This window comes from Streptomyces virginiae (assembly GCF_040638905.1).
GTDB classification, from domain to species: domain Bacteria; phylum Actinomycetota; class Actinomycetes; order Streptomycetales; family Streptomycetaceae; genus Streptomyces; species Streptomyces virginiae_B.
In genome coordinates this window covers 47,441-63,665 of sequence record NZ_JBEZYV010000013.1, presented here as the reverse complement: position 1 = coordinate 63,665, position 16,225 = coordinate 47,441, and the positions used below count along the sequence as shown (strand labels likewise).

Genomic DNA, 16,225 nt, shown 5'->3' with positions numbered 1-16,225 from the left:
CAAGGCGCTGCCCGGCGGCTGGAAGCTTGGCATGAATCCTGGGCTGGCTGGCTGGCTGGCTGCCCGGGCGCCGCGGGGCCGAGGTCAGGGGATGCGGAGGCTGGCGAGGAGCCGCTCTTGCATTGCCTTCAGTGCCTTCTCGTTCGCCTCGGGACCGAGGACCAGCGCCTGCACGAGGTGCTTGTCGTCGGCTATGAGGCGAATAAAGCCGGTCAGGGGCTCACTGTCTGTCTCGGAGGTCAGACGCGCGTCGAGAGCAGGACGCCCGTCGAACGTCATCTTGCGAACGTTGCTGCTGGTCAGAGGCTCGGCCGTGTTGATCATGTATGACTCGAGAACGCGCTGGAGATTGTCCTCGAGCGGGTACTGGTCGCCGGGCATGTCGTGGACGGCGAAGCCGACCGCTCCCTCCGGGGTATCCAGGCTGTACACGCGTGCGTCGACGGCATTGCCTTCGATGGAAACGGTCGCCTTCCGGACGGTGGCCTTCCCGGGAAGCTCGGCGCTGATGCCACTGGGCGGATCGGCGGTCTCCACCCAGTCCACGGTGGGCGTACCGGTCATGGCCGTGACGTGCAGCGACGCAGGGGCGGAGGGGGCGGCGAACGCTGTGGTGGAAGCCGGCCCACCCCCTGCGATCAGGACTACCGAGGCCGAAAGCATCACAAGGCGCTGTGTCCGAGAACGGTGAGTCATGCCGATCACTTCCCATGACGTGCTCGCTGACCGACGGCTCGGGCGCCCGCTCCCGAGCCCTCTCCCAGCGTCCGTCCGGATCTCTCCGGATGCACCCGGACGCACATGGATGGCGCCCGACTCCCGGCCGGGCGCGGAAAACCCCGTTGTCGCTGAGATCAGGCCCCGAACCAGGCCCAACGCTGTTCTGGCCGACCACGCCTACTCCTCACGTGCCATCGGGGCCCGTCTGCGGCGCCGGGGAATCCGCGGGAGGATGCGGCCGCGGCTGGGGCGCCGGGGGAGCGGGACCGGTATCAGGGGCCGGTTCACGGTCAGTGCGGAGGTGCCGGCTCTGCTGGGGCTGTGGAAGGGGAACGTGGCCGCTGTCCATCGTGAGTTGACCGCTCGCGCGGCCCGGGGCGAGGGTGTTCTAGCGCGTCGATTCCGACGCTGCACCGCGCGATCCGGCGTGATCGGACGCCGGGGGAGTGGGCGGTCACAAGGGCGACCGGAAGACCCCGCCCAAGCACGTTGCGGACCGCATCGGCACAGCCGTGCGCGCCCGCTGACAGCCGGTGGTGCGCGGCCGCCGCCGCAGGGAGGCCGCCACCAGCACCGGCATCACCGTCGAGACCCGCGCCCGGTTCGGTTACACCGCACCCGTCGGCACCACCGACGACGGCCGGGTCCGCCGCCTCACCGTCCACCTCCCCGCCGCCTACGCCCAGCGCCTCTTCGACGCCCGGGCACGGGGCGCCGCCGACCGCGAACTGCGCACGATCGTCGCCGAGGGACTGCAGGAGATCTACTTCAAGGACGGCGGAACCCGGGCCGACCAGCTCCGGGTCGAGTTCACCGACATCGACTACTTCGACGTCGCCTTCTGAACCCCGCCGCCGGGCACACCGGCAGCGTCGCACCCGTAAGCCGAAGCGCGACAGGTGTCACATGGGCAGGCTAGTTGTCACCCGCGAGGTTGGGCGCCGGACTCGGGGGGTCGGCCGACTCCATGGTGGTGGGTCGGCGTCCGCCGCAGCAGGCCACCACTACTGTCGCCGTGGAGTTCAGGAAGATCGTGAACCAGGATGACCTGTCCACCGCGTCGATGGATCCGGTACGAAGCGGCTCTTCCCCGGCTCGCAGAAGGATGCCGACACTCTCGGCCGCGCCATCGACCGTGCGGCCACGCTTCAAGGAGTTGTGCATTCGACGCCGGAAGACGCCTGCGTGCCGGTTGGCAGGGACCAGGCCGTCCCAGACGACGAAGTCAGCCCCGGCGATCAAGGCGTTACGCGCAGGTCCGCATGCCGGAGTCTGGTCGCGGAGCATCGCGATGAGGTCGTCGCGAGTCACACTGCGCCCCCGTGACAGGAACACCGGTGACCGACTATGTGTGACAACTCCTGCGCCTCTCTGGTGACAGTCCGGCTGCTTCGACCTGGTTTGTGTGCAGCCTAAGCGGTGCCGCCGGTGACATCTATCGAGCCTCGGCTCACGCCCACCGACCGTGACAGGAGGCCGCTGACCGCCGTGGACGAAGAGGCAGTGCGCCTGGCCGACGTCCTGGAGGCCCACCCGGACACCAGCGACCCCGGACTCCAGCGCGTCACCGACTCCGGCACCCGCGGCGACATCGTCTTCACCGCGGCCGGGGGTACGTGGGTGCTCGACTTCCAGGCCGGCGCCGACGGCAACGTGTTTCGGGACACGACCGGTGCCCCTGCAGACGGCCCCACTGCCGACGTGCTGCGCGACGTCGTCGTCCCCGCGCTCCTGGCCCACCCCGCCTTCGAAACCATCACAGCCGACGGCGACACCCTCACGATCCACCTGGCCACCGGCCGCCACTACACCCTGGCCCTCAGCCCCGCCGCCCGACCCGGTCGGCACACCACGGGCCGGGCACCGACATCGGCAACTGCTCGGGCCCGGGCCCTCGTGCCGCCGCTCACCCCGTAGGAGGGATCCGCCCATGACCGCACCCGCGGCGATCCGGCGCGCGTACCGTTGCGGTACGACCCGCCGCCGGGAGGAACCGTCGATGAGCGCCCAGCCCGACCACAACCCTGTCACCCCGCACGCCCCCGCACCCGGGGCGCCGGCCGACCTGCTCGCCCAGCTGCGCGCCGACCCGCGCGCCGCACAATGGGTGCCGGCCTTCGAGCGGGATTGGGCGGCCGCGCTGGAGGAGTCCCGCCGAACCTTCTCCCTCGCCGGGCTGTACGAGGTCGTCCAGGACTGGCAGGGCCGCCTCGCCCACGCCCCGGCGGTCGACACGTTCGCCGCCTCCGGCTACGACGACAGCGAGGCCATCGACATGGCGGAGCTGCGAGGAAGGCGCCGGTGACCGCACAGCAGCCGTACGCGGTCCGCCTTTCCGCACCGGCCGCGAAGGTCCTCGACACCCTGCCCGAGCACGCCGAAGGCACCGTGTGGGACGTCCTGGACGCCGCGGCCGCAGACCCGTGGGGCTTTGGCCAGTGGAACGCCGAGGACCCCGAGGGTGAGGACGTGCGCTACGCGTCCGTCGGCCGGCTCTCCCTCACCTACTGGGTGAACCGGCCCCTGCGCCGCCTGACGGTCCTGAACATCGTCTGGCTCGGATAGCCCCCGAACCGGTACCCCGTGCCCGGCTCCGCGAGCAGGCCGGGCCGACGCGCGGAGCGCCGCGGGCGGGGTACTGACGCCACGAGGAACCGGCCGCGGCGCTCGTCGGCGAGGCGGCGCCCGGGCGCATCGGCGAACGCTGGACGCTGACACCCGGCCACGCGCCCGCGTACCCGGGCCCCACGCTGGTCGTGGCCAAGCGGCCGGACTCGACGGTCGGCTACGCCGCCGTCGACCTCGTCCACCACCACCCGCACGCCGCGCTCGCCGTGGTCGACGACCCGGGACACGCCGCGACGACGTGGGACACGCCCTGCCGCACCAGCAATCGGAACTCCTGCGCGCCTTCCTCACGGACCGGCTCGCCCGCGCCGAGCGTGCGCCCCGGCGAACCGGGCCGACGGGATGCCTCCGCCAGAGCCGGCCCCTCCTGACAGAAGTGATCGAAGGGGCGGAGCCGGCGATCCTGAGCGGCATGCCATCCCGGTCGCCGCCGTGCAGCGGCGGTTTCCGGACGTTCGGGGGGAACGGGCCCCGCCGGGTGACAGCGGGCCGCGGTTCGGGGCATGCGCGGCAGTGGCTGCGACGCGCAGACCGTGTGCCACACCAGCGACCAGGAAGGAACGGCCATGCTGATAACGGTCACCCGCTCCGGAGGCTTCGCCGGCGGGGAGAAGCTCAGCGCACTCGACACGTCCGGCCGCACGGACGCCGCGGACCTCGAAGAGCTCGCCAAGCGGGCCGTCACACCCGTCGCCGACGGCTACCGCTACCGGATCACCGTCGACGACGAAGTACTCGACCTCCAGGACCCCTGTCTGTCCGACGCCCAGCGCACACTGATCCGTACCGTCCTCGGCGTAGGCGGCTGACCGGCTCACCACGGGCCGGGCGGGCCGCCCCGCGGCGACCGGCGGCGGCGCGCCGGCCCGGCCCCCGGACGGGTCGCCCGCCGTGCCGGGACATGCGCGCCGCCCTACGCTCGGGGCATGCCACGCCGCCCGATGCGCCTGTCCGAAGCGGCCGAGGCCGCTCTGGCCACCGCCTTGAAGAAGCTCCGGACCGATCTGCAGGCCCGCTCGGTCTTCCCCGATCCGGTGCTCGCGGCGGCCGAGGCCGCCGCCCGCGCCCCCCGGCTGCCCGACAAGGACGCCACCGACCTGCCGCTCTTCACGATCGACCCGCCCGGATCGAAGGACCTCGACCAGGCCATGTACCTCGAGCGGCGGCCCGGCGGCGGGTTCCGCGTGCACTACGCCATCGCCGACGTGGCCGCCTTCGTCACCGCCGGCGACGCGCTGGACGCCGAAGCCCACAAGCGGATCGTGACCCTGTACTTCCCCGACGGCAAGGTGCCGCTGCACCCGCCCGTCCTGTCCGAGGGCGCGGCCAGTCTGCTGCCGAACCAGAAGGTCCCCGCCCTGCTGTGGGAGCACGACCTCGACGCCCACGGCGAGGTGACCAGGTCGTCCGTGAGCCGTGCCCTCGTCCGCAGCCAGGCCAAACTCGACTACGCGGGCGTCCAACAGGCCATCGACTCCGGCACCGCCGAGGAGCCCCTGGCACTGCTGCGCGACATCGGCACCCTCCGCGAGGCCGTCGAGGCCGAGCGCGGCGGCATCTCGCTCAGCCTGCCGGACCAGGAGGTCACCTTCGAGGACGGATCGTTCCGGCTGAGCTACCGGGCTGCGCTGCCCGTGGACGGCTGGAACGAGCAGATCTCCCTCATGACCGGCATGGCCGCGGCCACGATGATGCTGGCCGGCGGTCCCGGCATCCTGCGGACCCAGGAGCAGGCTCCGACGCACGAGGTCACGCGTCTGCGCCGCATCGCCCAGGGCCTCGGCATCGACTGGCCGCACCACGTGTCGTACGCGGAGCTGATCCGCTCGCTGAATCCGCACGACCACAAACACGCGGCGTTCCTCCACGAGGCGGCCGGCGCCCTGTTGCTGAAATCGGTCTACCGGTCTTTCCGCGACCCCGACCACATCCCCGCGCAGACCGTCCACGCGGCGATCGCGGCACCGTACACGCACTGCACGGCGCCGCTGAGGCGCCTGGTCGACCGGTACGCCGGCGAAGTGTGCGTGGCCGCCGGCGCGGACCGGGACGCGCCGGAGTGGGTACTGGCGGCCCTGGACGACCTGCCGGGCACGATGGCGAGGGCGAAGGGGAGTGCGGCGGACCGGCAGTCCGTGGACCTGGTGGAGGCGGCGCTGCTCATGGACCGGGTGGGAGCCACCTTCGACGCCGTGGTCATCGACACCGACGCGGAAGGGTCCCGACCGAACCCGCGGGAGGGGGAGGTGCAGCTGGCGGAGCCCGCCGTGCTGGGCAGCGTCACCTCTGCCGCCGCCGAGCTCGAGCTCGGCGCGAGCGTCCGGGTCAAGCTCCAACGGGCCGACCCCGCCTTCGCCGACAAGAACAGGCGGATCCTCTTCAGCCTGGTTGAGGGCGAGGGGTGACCGTCCCTGAACCCCACGCCCACACCCATTCCACCCGGACCCAAGAGCGGTCGAGTGGGCGAAAGGCTTGGCCGCATTGGTGCTGCTCCTGACCTGCGCATTCAACGGGTGCTCGCAGACGTGGCGTCAATTATGGCTCGACGTGGCGCCATTGCTGCGCCATCATGGCATCATGAGTGGCGCGCCCGGGTCCTTCGCCGACCGGTGGGCGCGTTCGCGGGTGGGCCGTCGAAGGGGTGGGGATCATGGAGAAAGTGCAGAGCGGGCAGCGGGCGACGCAGCCCGGCGCCATCGCCGCCTTCGCCCGCTTCGTACTCTGCGGCGGCGGAGTGGGGCTCGCCTCCAGCTTCGGCGTGGGCGCCCTCGCCTCCTGGATTCCCTGGGTCCTGGCCAACGCCCTGATCGCCGTGCTCTCCACGCTCCTCGCCACCGAGCTCCACGCCCGCTTCACCTTCGGTGCGGGCGGGCGCGCGAGCCGGCGCCAGCACGCGCAGTCGGCCGGGTCCGCGGTGGCCGCGTACGCGGTGACCTGTGTGGCGGTGCTGACCCTGCGGCAGCTGGTGGCGGCGCCCGATCCGATGCTGGAGCAGGTCGTCTACCTGTCGGCCTCCGCGCTCGCCGGTGTCGCGCGGTTCGCGGTGCTCCGCCTCTACGTGTTCGCGCGGACCCGCTCGCAGGCCGCGGGTACCCTTCGTGCCGCTTGCACCCTTCCCGCCACCGTGGCCCGGCCCTCGGCCCACGCGAGGCCCGCGGAACTCTGCCGCGCCGCCTGACCCGTTCGGGGTGTGGGCGGGGGAGCGGTGGAGCCCCGGAAGCCCGGCGTCCAGAAGCGGCGCAGGAGCCGGACGGGCGTGGCGATCGGGATCGTCGCGGCCGCCGACGGCTCCCCCGAGGCCACCGCCCCACCGCCCCACCGTTCCCAGGGCGGCTACGACTCCGAGATTCGCGACCCGGAGCCGGTCGTCGGCCGGTACACCTCCGAGTCCCCGCCGGGGAACGGGCGCCCTTGTCATCTCGGGCGTGTGCGGCCGGTTCAAGGCGGCGCCTCGGTCGGAGTGCGCCCCGAGGCCCGTCGGCCGATCGGCTGGCCGCCGCGAACGGCTCTAAATGATCGCAGAGTTATGCCCAAAAGGTGACTTTCCGGAGTTTGGGTCGGTCGGATAGCAATGGTGCGGCGCCTGGCACGGCCCGCCGACGGTCGGCGGCGAACCCGGTGCGCCGAGGAGGGAACGTCTCGTGCTTCGCACCCGTTTCGCCGTCACGCTGGCCACCATGGCCGTTACCGCCCTGGCCGTCACCGCGAGTCCCGCCTCGGCGGCCCCCGGAGACACGGTCAACATGTGCGCCAGTGCGCTCACCCCGGACGGCTGGGTCGACGTCCAGTGGTGGAACAGCGGCGGGTGCGGCTCCGGCTTCACGCCCAACATGAAGCAGATCAAGGACCTCAGGGGCTACCCCGTGGGTACGCAGGTCAACGCCTGCGCGTCCACGTGGCCGCCTGCCGGCTGGACCATCACGAGCACCTACTACTCGAGCGGCTGTCGCTACTCCGCCGTCCCGAGCTTCAACCCCAACACCTGGACGCTCAAGCGCACTTCCTGACCTCGTCGAAGCCGAAGCCGAAGCCGAAGTCGAAGCCGCAGCAGACCCCCGCGCGGGTCGGCTGCGGCTTCGCCGCTTTCGGCGTCACTCCAGCGCGATCATCGGCGCTTCGCCCCCCGTCCGGTGCCCGGACCGCCGTGCAGGCCGAGGCCTTCAGGGGCCTCATCTCCCCGCGGCGGTTGCCAGTCGGGCGCCGGGCGCTGCTTGCTAAGCGGACCGGCGGTCCGTAGGCTCGAGATCATACGGACCGGCGGTCCGTTTATGTGCCACGCGTGCGCCCGTTCCCGCTGCGAGCAGATCGGAAGCCTGAACCATGACCATCCCCATGACGGCCGCGGAGCTGTACCGCCACGGCCTGGAACTGCTGTTGGAGAAGGACATCCCCGCCTGGGTCGACCTGTGGGACACCGGCGGCGTCCTCGAATTCCCCTTCGCCCCCGACGGATGGCCCCCGTGCCTCGAAGGCAAGGCCGCGGTCGGCGAGTACATGCGCCACTACCCCGACCACGTCGACCTGCACGACTTCCCCGAGGTGAAGATCCATCAGACCACCGTCCCCGAAACCATCGTGGTCGAGATGCGCGGAGTCGGCCGTCTGGTGAAGACCGGCACCCCCTACGACATGACCTACATCGCCGTGGTCACGGTCAAGGACGGCCTCATCACCACCTACCGGGACTACTGGAATCCGCTCGCCGCATCCCAGCCCGGCGCCGACTTCACGGGAGCCGGCCGATGACGACGACCGCCCCCGCCCCCGCCACCCTGGTCATCGGGGCCACCGGGACGACCGGCCGCCGCGTCACCGCCCGGCTGACCGCCGAGGGCCGGAGCGTCAAGGCGGCCGGCCGGACCGCCACCCCGCGCATCCCGCACCCGGGCGCCGAGGCCGTCCGATTCGACTGGAACGAGCCCGCGACCTGGGCCGAAGCCCTGGACGGCGTCGACCGCGCCTACCTGATCCCACCCGTCGGCTCACCGGATCCGGCCGCCGTCATGCTGCCCTTCCTCCACCAGGCCCGCGCGTCAGGCGTACGCCGCGCGGTGCTGCTCAGCTCCTCGGCGATCCCCGCGGGCGGCCCTGCGGTGGGCCGGGTCCACGAACAACTGCCCGGTCTGTTCGAGGAGTGGGCGGTGCTGCGGCCCTCCTGGTTCATGCAGAACTTCGCCGGCTCCGCCCCCCACGCACGTACCATCCGCGAGGACGGCGCCATCCTCACGGCCGCGGGAGACGGCCGCGTCGGATTCGTCGACGCCGAGGACATCGCCGCCGTCGCCGTACGCGCCCTGACCGACGGGCGGGCCCCCGACACCGACCTGATCCTCACCGGGCCGCAGGCGCTGAGCTACGCCGACGCCGCCGCGATCATCACCGAGGTCACCGGTCGGCCCGTCGTACACCGGCAGCTGACCTTCGAGGAACTGCGCGACCGCTGGGCGGCCGGGATACCGCTGGAGTTCGCCACCATGCTGGCGCAGATGGACCGTGCGATCGCCGGCGGAGCCGAGGACCGCACCACGGACACCGTGGAGCGCCTCACCGGCCGCCCCCCGGGGACCCTGCGGGCCTTCGTCGAACGGGAGCTGGGCGCGACCCGCTCACACCAGCCGGCCGAATATCATTCCCCGGGGCCGGAGAGGCCGTAGACGAAGGAGGACCCGTGGCCCGACGTACGGAGCGCACGGAGCGCACGGAGCGTGCCGACGCCCAGCGCAACCGGGAAGCCGTCCTGGCAGCCGCCGACGCCCTGTTCGCCGCCAGCAGCAGCCCCCACGGCGTGTCGATGGACGACATCGCCGCGGCGGCGGGCGTGGGCAAGGGCACCCTCTTCCGACGCTTCGGCGACCGCGCCGGCCTCATCGCCGCCGTGATCACCTCCCGCCTCGAACCGCTGCAGCGCACGGTGCGCGAGGTGCAGGAGGCGACCGGTACCGCACCGCGGCAGCGGGTGCTGGCCCTCCTCGACACCTCGCTGACCTTCAAGATCGAGAACCGGAACCTCATGGCGGCCGCCGAGGACGCCGGGCTCAGCAGCCCGTACCGGGCCCAGCACTACGACTGGTGGCACGAAACGCTGCGGGCGGCGCTCGACCAGGTGCCCGGCGTCCACGACCCGGACTTCACCGCCCACGCGCTGCTGGCCACCATCCGCGCCGACCTCGTCGCGCACCTGATCGACGAACAGAAGATGTCCCCCGAAGGCCTGCGCTGCTCGCTCGCGGCCTACGTCAACAACGTCCTCGGCGGCGAGGGCGGGTAGTCCTCACTGCTGCCGGCCGGGAGCCCGGTAGCGGATCTGCTCGGCATTGCGCAGGGCGTCCAGCGTTTCGTCGATGGTGAGCAGCACGGTCGTCTCGAACGAGCTGAGCGCCCCGCCCCCGCTGATCGCCAGCGCGACCGAGGCCATGGAGACGTTGTCGGGGGCCTCCCACAGGTTGTATCCGTCGTGGGTGCCGAAGGCGTACCAGAAGCCGTGCAGCTTCCCGCCGACGGACTCGATGTAGGACCTGGCGGCCGTCGTACGGTCTTCGGGGTGGCTCATCAGCCGTGCCCATGTCTCCGGGGTGTAGCTGAACCTCGACAGGTAGAGCGGCATCGTGCACCTCTTTCGTTGTGGGGAAGAGGTGCCCGCGGTCGGCCGGGGAAGGGCACGTGAGGTCCTCGGATCCCCCGGACGGCCGCCTCCGGACGGCCCCGCAGGCTCCCCCCCCGCAGGCGGCACGCCGCCCCCGCGGCCGACGCCGGCGAGGTGCCCCCGGGCCGCACGCGCCGGGGGCACCTCGGTCCGCCCGCCCCTACGGCGCCGCCGCCACCGGCATGACGTGACCGAGCAGGCCCTCCCGCGAGTACGGCCCCTCGCAGTCGGCGCGGTGGGAGACGAAGTGGTCGAAGACGGACGGTATGTAGCACCGGTAGAGGGGTACCGAGCCCGGCACCGCCTTCGTGTACACGTACCCCACCGCGCCGAGGGGCTGCAGGCCCTCGCAACCGGGATCCGGGGTCAGCAGCGAGTGGTTCGCCGCCTTGCACTCGTAGAGCCGGACCGTGCCGGGCGCGGGGTCCCGCAGCACTTTCCAGACCGCCTCGTGGATGAAGCCGGCGGGCAGCGGCCGAGAGGACGCCAGGTGCCCGGCGTGCGGGCGGTAGCCGCGCACCAGGGGCGCGTACGGGGTGTTGTGGCCGTGGGCCCGGCCCCACGTGCGCAGGTAGCCCTCGGCGCCCTGCATGAGCTCGTCCACCACGTCCTGGCCGCCGGTGACCCGGATGTCCTCGATCCAGTCCGGTACGAGACCGTAGTGGGTGCCGCCGCCGTCCGTGTTGACGTCCCACACGCGCGAGCCGGTGACCTGCCGGTCGAGGAGCGAGCCGCCGTCCGGGCTGCGGAAGGGATAGCGGACCTGATCGCCTGCCGCGGCCCGGGGACCGGGCAGCCAGGCGAAGCCGTTCATGTCGGTGCCGATGCCGTACCCGGCGCCGTACCGGGCGCGCAGGGCGGCGTGTTCGCGTGCCTCGGCGGCGAACGCGGGGGCTTCGAACATGTGGCCCGTGATGAACCCGCCCAGGCGGTAGACCCGCTCGGTCCAGTTCTCGTCCATCCAGCCGTGCGTGGACAGGACACCGGAGTAGCGCTCGGCTTCCAGCACGCGCAGCGCCTGGTTCGCCGCCTTGACGCTCATGTGGTCGATCTCCAGCATCATGCCGCGCTTCATCATGCCCAGCACCGCGTACTCGCCCAGCGCGGTCAGGCCCCGGCGGTTGCACTGTGCCGCCTGCAGGGAGGCGCCGCCGTACTCCGGGAGTTCGACGCCTTCGGGCAGGGCTGCCCGGACACGGGCCGCCGCCTCGGCCTCGGTCTGCGGTGTTCCCGAGTTCGCGGTCTCACCGGTGAGCCCTGCGTGCTCGGCGGATCCCGCCGCCAGCCCGAAGCCGATCGGGTTGTCGTGCTCGGGCCCGGGGCACGGCTCCGTGCTCCAGAAGGTGCCCGTCGACAGGAACTGGCCGGCGTTGATGGCCATCCCCTGGGTGCCCGAGTCGAACCGTACGCCGCACAGGGCGTTGTCGAACTTGTGGCACAGGAACATGCTGCGCACGCCCAGGCGGTGCAGTTCGTCCAGACCGCGGTCGATGTCCTCGATGATGCAGCGGGCGCTGTCCAGCACCTGCTTGCAGCCGAACGGTTCGGAGGTCTCCACCCCGAGGACGACGGCCAGCTTGCCCTCCTGGATGACCCTGCGCGCCTGGTCGGGGTCGGTGACGACCCGGAACCAGCCCTTGCCGGCGCCGCCGTACATGGCGTCCACGTAGGCCTGGAGCTCGTAGGTCTTCTGGATCTGGAGCCGGATCGCGGTCATCTCGTCACAGCCGCGGTCCTTGAAGAAGTACAGCGAGCAGATCACCCCGTTGGTGACCATGTCGTTCACCAGGATCCGCTGCCCGCCCCGCCAGGCCCGCTCCACCCAGGCGTAGTACGCCTGCTGGTGGGTGGCGGAGTCATGGGCCGGCCAGTCGCGGAACGTCGGCCAGCCGTTCGGGTCGTGGCGGCCGTCGCCTCCCTTGGTGATCATGTCGAAGAGGGCGAGGACGCCGTTCGGGTAGTGCTCGGGACAGTCCTTCAGCGCGTCGGCCACACCGGCGGTGGAGAAGACCTTTCCGCAGACTAGCCGCCCTCCGAAGCCCTCGTCGGACATCAGGTGGACGTGCGCGTCCACGTATCCGCGCACGCGGCCCTGGGCGTCGGTCCCGGTGAACGGCTCCCCGGTGACGTTGACCTGCGAGTCCGGGGCCGGGCGCGCCACGGGCTCCCACCACGGCGGCCCGGTCGGCGCGCCGGCGGCCGCGAGGCCGAGGGCCAGCGTCACCAATGCGAGGACCAGGCCCATCAGCAGGTACCGGCTCCGTCCCAAGGCTCTTCGTCGATTCATCCCCATCCCTTTCACGAAGCGTTCACGACACTGCGGAGATGGTCTTCCTCGGCCCCGGACGCCACCGCGTGCGCGGTCGGGGGGGTCAGACCGGGCGGTCCACGGCTCCCGCCGAACGGGCACGGACCAGGGCCAGGTACTCCGCCGCGAGGCGGTGGCAGTCACCGGGCCACCGCGCCGAGACGTAGTTGCCGTCCGTGACGGTGAAGCCGCGTCCGGGCCGGGCGGCGGTGTCCCGTACGGGCAGCGGCGGGCCGGTGAGGAAGTGGCGCGGATCGGCGAGCGCCGCCGTGACCTCCTCCTGCACGGTGGTGGGGTAGGTGCGGTAGTAGCGCCCCAGCCACAGCCGGGTGAGGTTCCACCCCGTCAGCTCCAGCAGGGACGTCAGAGCCGTGGTCCGCCGGCCGTGCAGGACCGAGCGCCCGGTGGCGGGATCCTGGGCCCGGGCGGCGAGCAGCACCCCGTGGCAGACGGCGCCCACCGGCAGCCCCCGGGTGAAGACCCGGGCGAACAGCCGCTGGGCGGTGGCGTCTTCGAGCAGCGTCCGCATGCGGGGGGCGTGGCCGCCCGGTACGAAGAGGCCGGTGATGTCGGCCGGACCGACCAGCGCGTCGGCGTCCGCGTACGAGAGGGGAGCGAGGAAGGAAGGGTCCTCGGTGAGGCGCCGGTAGGCGGCCAGCTCGGCGCGACGGGTCATCAGCCAGGGCGACAGCCAGGAGAAGCCGAGGTCCGTGAGCCGGGGATCGGCGAGCGCGACCTTCCCGTCCGGAGTGGCGAACCGCACCTCGAAACCGGCGTCCCGCAGCGCGGCCCAGGGCACCGCCGCCTCGGTGGGGTCGTAGTCGCCTGCCGGGAGCAGGAAGAGAATCACGGCGTACTCCTCTGAGCGGTGTGATCAGGGCAGCACGTCGCTTCCGCGGCCCAGGGGCCCGACCCCCGATCTCCTCGGTGTCCGAAGGACGACCCTAGGAGCGGCGCGTGGCCCCGTCATTGACTCCGACGGCCAAGGCGTTGACTCTCCCGACCCCGCCCCGACCCCGACCCGACCCGCACCCCGCCCCCCCGCGTGCGGCAGTCCGGCGGACGCTATTGACGGGGGTGGCGCGCCCGCATTGACTGACGGCCGTGTCCACCGTCGAGTCCCCCTCCGTCACAGGACCCTCCGTCAACGCCTCGTACGCCCTCGCGGTCCTGAGCGCGACGGCCGAGGCGGGCACCGGCGGAGCCGACTCCCGGGCCATGCCCACGGACCGGCTGGAGTACGGCGAGATGCGCGCCCTGTGGGACGAGGTGCTGGCAGCCAGGGGCGCCGGCCCGCACACCGGACTCCTCGTGGGCGACCGCATGCGGCCCGACGGCCTGCACATCCTCGGCCACCTGATCCTCACCTGCGCCAGCCTCGCGGACGCCGCACGCGCGGCCGAGCGCTACCACCCCCTGGTGAGCCAGGCGGGCACGGTGACCCTGCGCCGCCTGGGCGGCGCCGGCCGCATCTGCTACCGGCCGACCGTCGGCCCGCCCGCCATGCACCCCCAGCAGGTGGAAGCGGTCGTCAGCAGCATGGTGCGGGCGGCCCGCTGGATAGCGGGCGACGACTGGACGCCCCTGGCCGTGTCCTTCGCCCACCCCCGTGCGGGCTCTGCGCAGCCGTACGCCCGCGTCTTCGGCTGCCCCGTCGCCTTCGACGCCCCGGAGAACGCGATCACGGTCGCCGGCGAGGACCTCGACAGGCGCCGCCCCCTCTACGACCCGGCGCTCAACGGCCTGCACCGGGCCTACGCCGACCGCCTCCTGCACCAGCTGTCCGCAGCGGCCCCGACCGTGGCCGAACGCGTCCGGCAGTGGCTGGAGCAAGCGGCGCTCGAGGACGCCGGCCCCGAAGGCCCCGCCCGGCAGCTCAACCTCAGCGTCCGGACCCTGCGCAGGGCCCTGCACGCGGAGGGCACCTCGTGGCGCGCGCTCCTCGACACCGCCCGACACGGCCGGGCCAGGCGGCTGCTGGAGACCACGGCCCTGCCCCTGGACCGGATCGCCCCGCTCGTCGGCCTGAGCGGGGCCACGGCCCTGGTCCGTGCCTTCACCCGGTGGGAGGGCATGCCGCCGGGCGCGTACCGCAGCCGGTACCGGCCCGCCTCCCAGGCCTGCGACGGGACCGGCTGAGGGAGCGGGAACGGGCGGGGGAGCGGGTGAGGCACCCCACCTCCGGCGGGGCCCCGGCCGACCGGGTCCGGTGCTAGATTGTCCGGCGGCCGGATCCTGGCCCCGGACGAGATGCGCCGTACCCGGTTACGCACGACGACGCGCGAGGTGCCGCACGAGCGGCACCGCCCGCTGTCCGCTCCCGGGCAGCGTCCTCGTCGAGCAAGATGGGCCGAACGCCATGACCGCGCCACTCACACGCAGCCTGTACCGGACGACCGCGCACGCCGTCGGGGGACGCACCGGATCCGTCCGCACGGACGACGGGCGCCTGGAGGTCCGTCTCGCGCCGCCCCGCAAGAAGGTGCCCGGCACCACCAACCCCGAGCAGCTGTTCGCGGCCGGCTTCGCGGCCTGCTTCACCTCCGCGTTCGCGGAAGTCGCCGCCGAGTTCGGGGCGGACGCCTCCGCCGCGCGGGTGGCCTGCGAAGTGGAGCTCGGTACGACGGACACACCCGCGGGCTACGGCCTCGCGGTGGTCCTCACCGTCAGCCTGCCGGGGTGGCCGGCGGCGGACCTCCAGGCGCTGCTGCACCGGGCGGACGCGGTCTGCCCGTACTCGCAGGCGGTACGGGGCAACGTACCGCTGACGCTCCTGGCCGTGGACGACCCGGCCACCGACGACCGTGCCTGAGCCGGAGCCGGCGGGTGAGGTCCGGGGCGTCCCGGCACCCCAGCGCGGCGCCTGGTTGCGGCGCGGCATCAGCCGCAACGGCGGACCGGTCGTCGAGGACCGGGACACCCAAGTGGTGTGGCTGCAGGCGGGGTCGTACTACGCCGACAGCCGCGGCTTCGCCGGTAGGACCTCATTCGACGGCTTCCAGGTGCGCTTCCACCACCTCACCGGCGAGCCGGGCGACGACACCGGCACACTGCGCCGGGACGGCGCGAACCTCGTCGAGCGGGGCACCAACCCCGACGGCAGCACCTTCCTGGAGATCTGGACCCCGCTGCCCGGGGCGGACGGTGTCACCGGCTCCTGGTCCGGTCCCGACCACCACGTGGTGCGCGTCGGCCGGCACGTGGTGCACGTCGATTCCCGGGCGGGGACGTACTGGCGGCTGTGAGACCCGGCTGCCGCTCATCAACCGTGAGCCGCGCCGGGCTCAGCGGCGGACGGCCGGGTCCCCTTCGTCCTCCAGCATGCGGGTGAGGCGTGCGGCGAAGAGCATGGCCGCGCCCGCCGCGACGATGCTCAGGGCGTCGGCCGCCATGCCCACGGTCACCGCGTCGAGGAAGGGGCCGAGGTCTTCGGCCCGCCGGTGGCTCACGCTCGCGTACCGGCCCAGCAGGATCGAGCCCGCGAACGACGCCCACCAGAGGTTCAACGGCCAGAAGGGGCCCTTGGCGCCCCGCAGACCGACCGTCCAGGCCTCGTTGGCGATCCGGTACGGCAACCAGAGGCAGGCCACCGGAACGAACCAGCCCCCGATCGCCCAGCCCGGACCCCGGCGGAACCCGGTGGGCGCCAGCATGCCGGCCCGCTGCCGGACGCGGTGGAACCAGGTGATGAAGACGGCCGCGCACGCGAGCACGACGAGCAGCTGGACCTGCTCCACCCTGGCGAACATCGTGTTCAGGGCCGCCCACCGGTCTTCGGAGATGTAGGCGAACTCGCCGTCCCCCACCACCGCGGAGTGCGCCCGGAAACCGGCGTACAGGGAGACGGCGTCGCCTGCCGCGGCCGCCGTCAGCGCGGCGTGCAGCACCCCGAGGAGAGCACGTCCGGGACTGGGGGCCGGGTGGGC

At 72.7% G+C, this 16,225-nt stretch carries 19 protein-coding genes, 2 pseudogenes and 1 riboswitch; of the genes and pseudogenes, 16 read left to right on the top strand and 5 right to left on the bottom strand.

The window, feature by feature from the left end:
- Nucleotides 1-84 precede the first annotated feature (84 nt).
- A complete protein-coding gene (locus tag AB0F82_RS19940) occupies nucleotides 85-564 on the bottom strand; it encodes a hypothetical protein (RefSeq protein WP_362629355.1) in 480 nt (159 codons plus the stop codon).
- 289 nt (nucleotides 565-853) lie between these two features.
- Between AB0F82_RS19940 and AB0F82_RS19935 the strand changes: the two are divergent.
- The 13 genes and pseudogenes from AB0F82_RS19935 to AB0F82_RS19875 form a co-directional block, all read left to right on the top strand.
- Nucleotides 854-946 (top strand): annotated as a pseudogene (locus tag AB0F82_RS19935) (IS5/IS1182 family transposase); the annotation flags it as partial.
- Between the two features lie 232 nt (nucleotides 947-1,178).
- A pseudogene (tpg, locus tag AB0F82_RS19930) lies at nucleotides 1,179-1,565 on the top strand (telomere-protecting terminal protein Tpg); the annotation flags it as partial.
- A gap of 643 nt (nucleotides 1,566-2,208) precedes the next feature.
- Nucleotides 2,209-2,637 carry a hypothetical protein gene (locus tag AB0F82_RS19925; RefSeq protein ID WP_362629352.1) on the top strand — a complete coding sequence of 143 codons (429 nt, stop codon included), beginning with the start codon at nucleotides 2,209-2,211 and terminating at the stop codon, nucleotides 2,635-2,637.
- 82 nt (nucleotides 2,638-2,719) lie between these two features.
- Nucleotides 2,720-3,025: a DUF6247 family protein gene (locus AB0F82_RS19920; protein ID WP_362629654.1), complete on the top strand. Its 306-nt coding sequence runs from the start codon at nucleotides 2,720-2,722 to the stop codon at nucleotides 3,023-3,025.
- Nucleotides 3,022-3,285, top strand: coding sequence for a hypothetical protein (locus tag AB0F82_RS19915; RefSeq protein WP_356812656.1), 264 nt, complete (start codon nucleotides 3,022-3,024; stop codon nucleotides 3,283-3,285). The genes AB0F82_RS19920 and AB0F82_RS19915 overlap by 4 nt, the downstream gene beginning before the upstream one ends.
- A gap of 191 nt (nucleotides 3,286-3,476) precedes the next feature.
- Nucleotides 3,477-3,719 carry a hypothetical protein gene (locus tag AB0F82_RS19910; protein WP_362629349.1) on the top strand — a complete coding sequence of 81 codons (243 nt, stop codon included), beginning with the start codon at nucleotides 3,477-3,479 and terminating at the stop codon, nucleotides 3,717-3,719.
- Between the two features lie 195 nt (nucleotides 3,720-3,914).
- Entirely contained in the window at nucleotides 3,915-4,157 is a 243-nt protein-coding gene (locus AB0F82_RS19905; protein ID WP_356812655.1) for a protealysin inhibitor emfourin, read from the top strand.
- Between the two features lie 117 nt (nucleotides 4,158-4,274).
- Nucleotides 4,275-5,753, top strand: coding sequence for an RNB domain-containing ribonuclease (locus tag AB0F82_RS19900; protein ID WP_362629346.1), 1,479 nt, complete (start codon nucleotides 4,275-4,277; stop codon nucleotides 5,751-5,753).
- A 245-nt stretch (nucleotides 5,754-5,998) separates the two neighbouring features.
- Nucleotides 5,999-6,526 (top strand): hypothetical protein, encoded by a 528-nt coding sequence (locus AB0F82_RS19895; protein ID WP_362629343.1) that lies wholly within the window; start codon nucleotides 5,999-6,001, stop codon nucleotides 6,524-6,526.
- Nucleotides 6,527-6,989: 463 nt separating this feature from the next.
- Nucleotides 6,990-7,355: a hypothetical protein gene (locus AB0F82_RS19890; RefSeq protein ID WP_356812652.1), complete on the top strand. Its 366-nt coding sequence runs from the start codon at nucleotides 6,990-6,992 to the stop codon at nucleotides 7,353-7,355.
- A gap of 313 nt (nucleotides 7,356-7,668) precedes the next feature.
- Nucleotides 7,669-8,094, top strand: a complete 426-nt coding sequence (locus AB0F82_RS19885; protein WP_362629339.1) for a nuclear transport factor 2 family protein — start codon at nucleotides 7,669-7,671, stop codon at nucleotides 8,092-8,094.
- Nucleotides 8,091-9,002 carry an NmrA family NAD(P)-binding protein gene (locus AB0F82_RS19880; protein ID WP_362629336.1) on the top strand — a complete coding sequence of 304 codons (912 nt, stop codon included), beginning with the start codon at nucleotides 8,091-8,093 and terminating at the stop codon, nucleotides 9,000-9,002. Before AB0F82_RS19885 ends, AB0F82_RS19880 begins: the two co-directional genes overlap by 4 nt.
- 14 nt (nucleotides 9,003-9,016) lie before the next feature.
- Nucleotides 9,017-9,616: a TetR/AcrR family transcriptional regulator gene (locus tag AB0F82_RS19875; RefSeq protein WP_362629333.1), complete on the top strand. Its 600-nt coding sequence runs from the start codon at nucleotides 9,017-9,019 to the stop codon at nucleotides 9,614-9,616.
- Nucleotides 9,617-9,619: 3 nt separating this feature from the next.
- Here the strand turns inward: AB0F82_RS19875 and AB0F82_RS19870 are convergent, their stop codons facing one another.
- The 3 genes from AB0F82_RS19870 to AB0F82_RS19860 all read right to left on the bottom strand — a co-directional run bounded on the left by AB0F82_RS19870 (nucleotide 9,620) and on the right by AB0F82_RS19860 (nucleotide 13,149).
- A complete protein-coding gene (locus AB0F82_RS19870) occupies nucleotides 9,620-9,952 on the bottom strand; it encodes a GYD domain-containing protein (RefSeq protein WP_356812646.1) in 333 nt (110 codons plus the stop codon).
- A 199-nt stretch (nucleotides 9,953-10,151) separates the two neighbouring features.
- Entirely contained in the window at nucleotides 10,152-12,278 is a 2,127-nt protein-coding gene (locus AB0F82_RS19865) for a hypothetical protein (protein WP_362629330.1), read from the bottom strand.
- An 85-nt stretch (nucleotides 12,279-12,363) separates the two neighbouring features.
- On the bottom strand, nucleotides 12,364-13,149 hold the full coding sequence (locus AB0F82_RS19860) for a type 1 glutamine amidotransferase domain-containing protein (protein WP_362629327.1): 786 nt from the start codon (nucleotides 13,147-13,149) through the stop codon (nucleotides 12,364-12,366).
- Nucleotides 13,150-13,403: 254 nt separating this feature from the next.
- Here AB0F82_RS19860 and AB0F82_RS19855 point away from each other — a divergent pair, with 254 nt between their 5' ends.
- The 3 genes from AB0F82_RS19855 (at nucleotide 13,404) to AB0F82_RS19845 (ending at nucleotide 15,544) form a co-directional block, all read left to right on the top strand.
- The gene (locus AB0F82_RS19855; protein WP_362629325.1) at nucleotides 13,404-14,438 is read left to right on the top strand and encodes an AraC family transcriptional regulator; all 1,035 of its coding nucleotides are present in this window, start codon (nucleotides 13,404-13,406) and stop codon (nucleotides 14,436-14,438) included.
- 82 nt (nucleotides 14,439-14,520) lie between these two features.
- A riboswitch (guanidine-III (ykkC-III) riboswitch) is annotated at nucleotides 14,521-14,583 on the top strand.
- Nucleotides 14,584-14,658: 75 nt separating this feature from the next.
- On the top strand, nucleotides 14,659-15,111 hold the full coding sequence (locus tag AB0F82_RS19850; protein WP_362629322.1) for an Ohr family peroxiredoxin: 453 nt from the start codon (nucleotides 14,659-14,661) through the stop codon (nucleotides 15,109-15,111).
- Entirely contained in the window at nucleotides 15,104-15,544 is a 441-nt protein-coding gene (locus AB0F82_RS19845; protein ID WP_362629319.1) for a hypothetical protein, read from the top strand. The genes AB0F82_RS19850 and AB0F82_RS19845 overlap by 8 nt, the downstream gene beginning before the upstream one ends.
- Before the next feature lie 39 nt (nucleotides 15,545-15,583).
- Here the strand turns inward: AB0F82_RS19845 and AB0F82_RS19840 are convergent, their stop codons facing one another.
- Complete coding sequence (locus AB0F82_RS19840) at nucleotides 15,584-16,186, bottom strand: DUF4328 domain-containing protein (protein ID WP_362629317.1); 603 nt, start codon at nucleotides 16,184-16,186, stop codon at nucleotides 15,584-15,586.
- Between the last annotated feature and the right edge of the window lie 39 nt (nucleotides 16,187-16,225).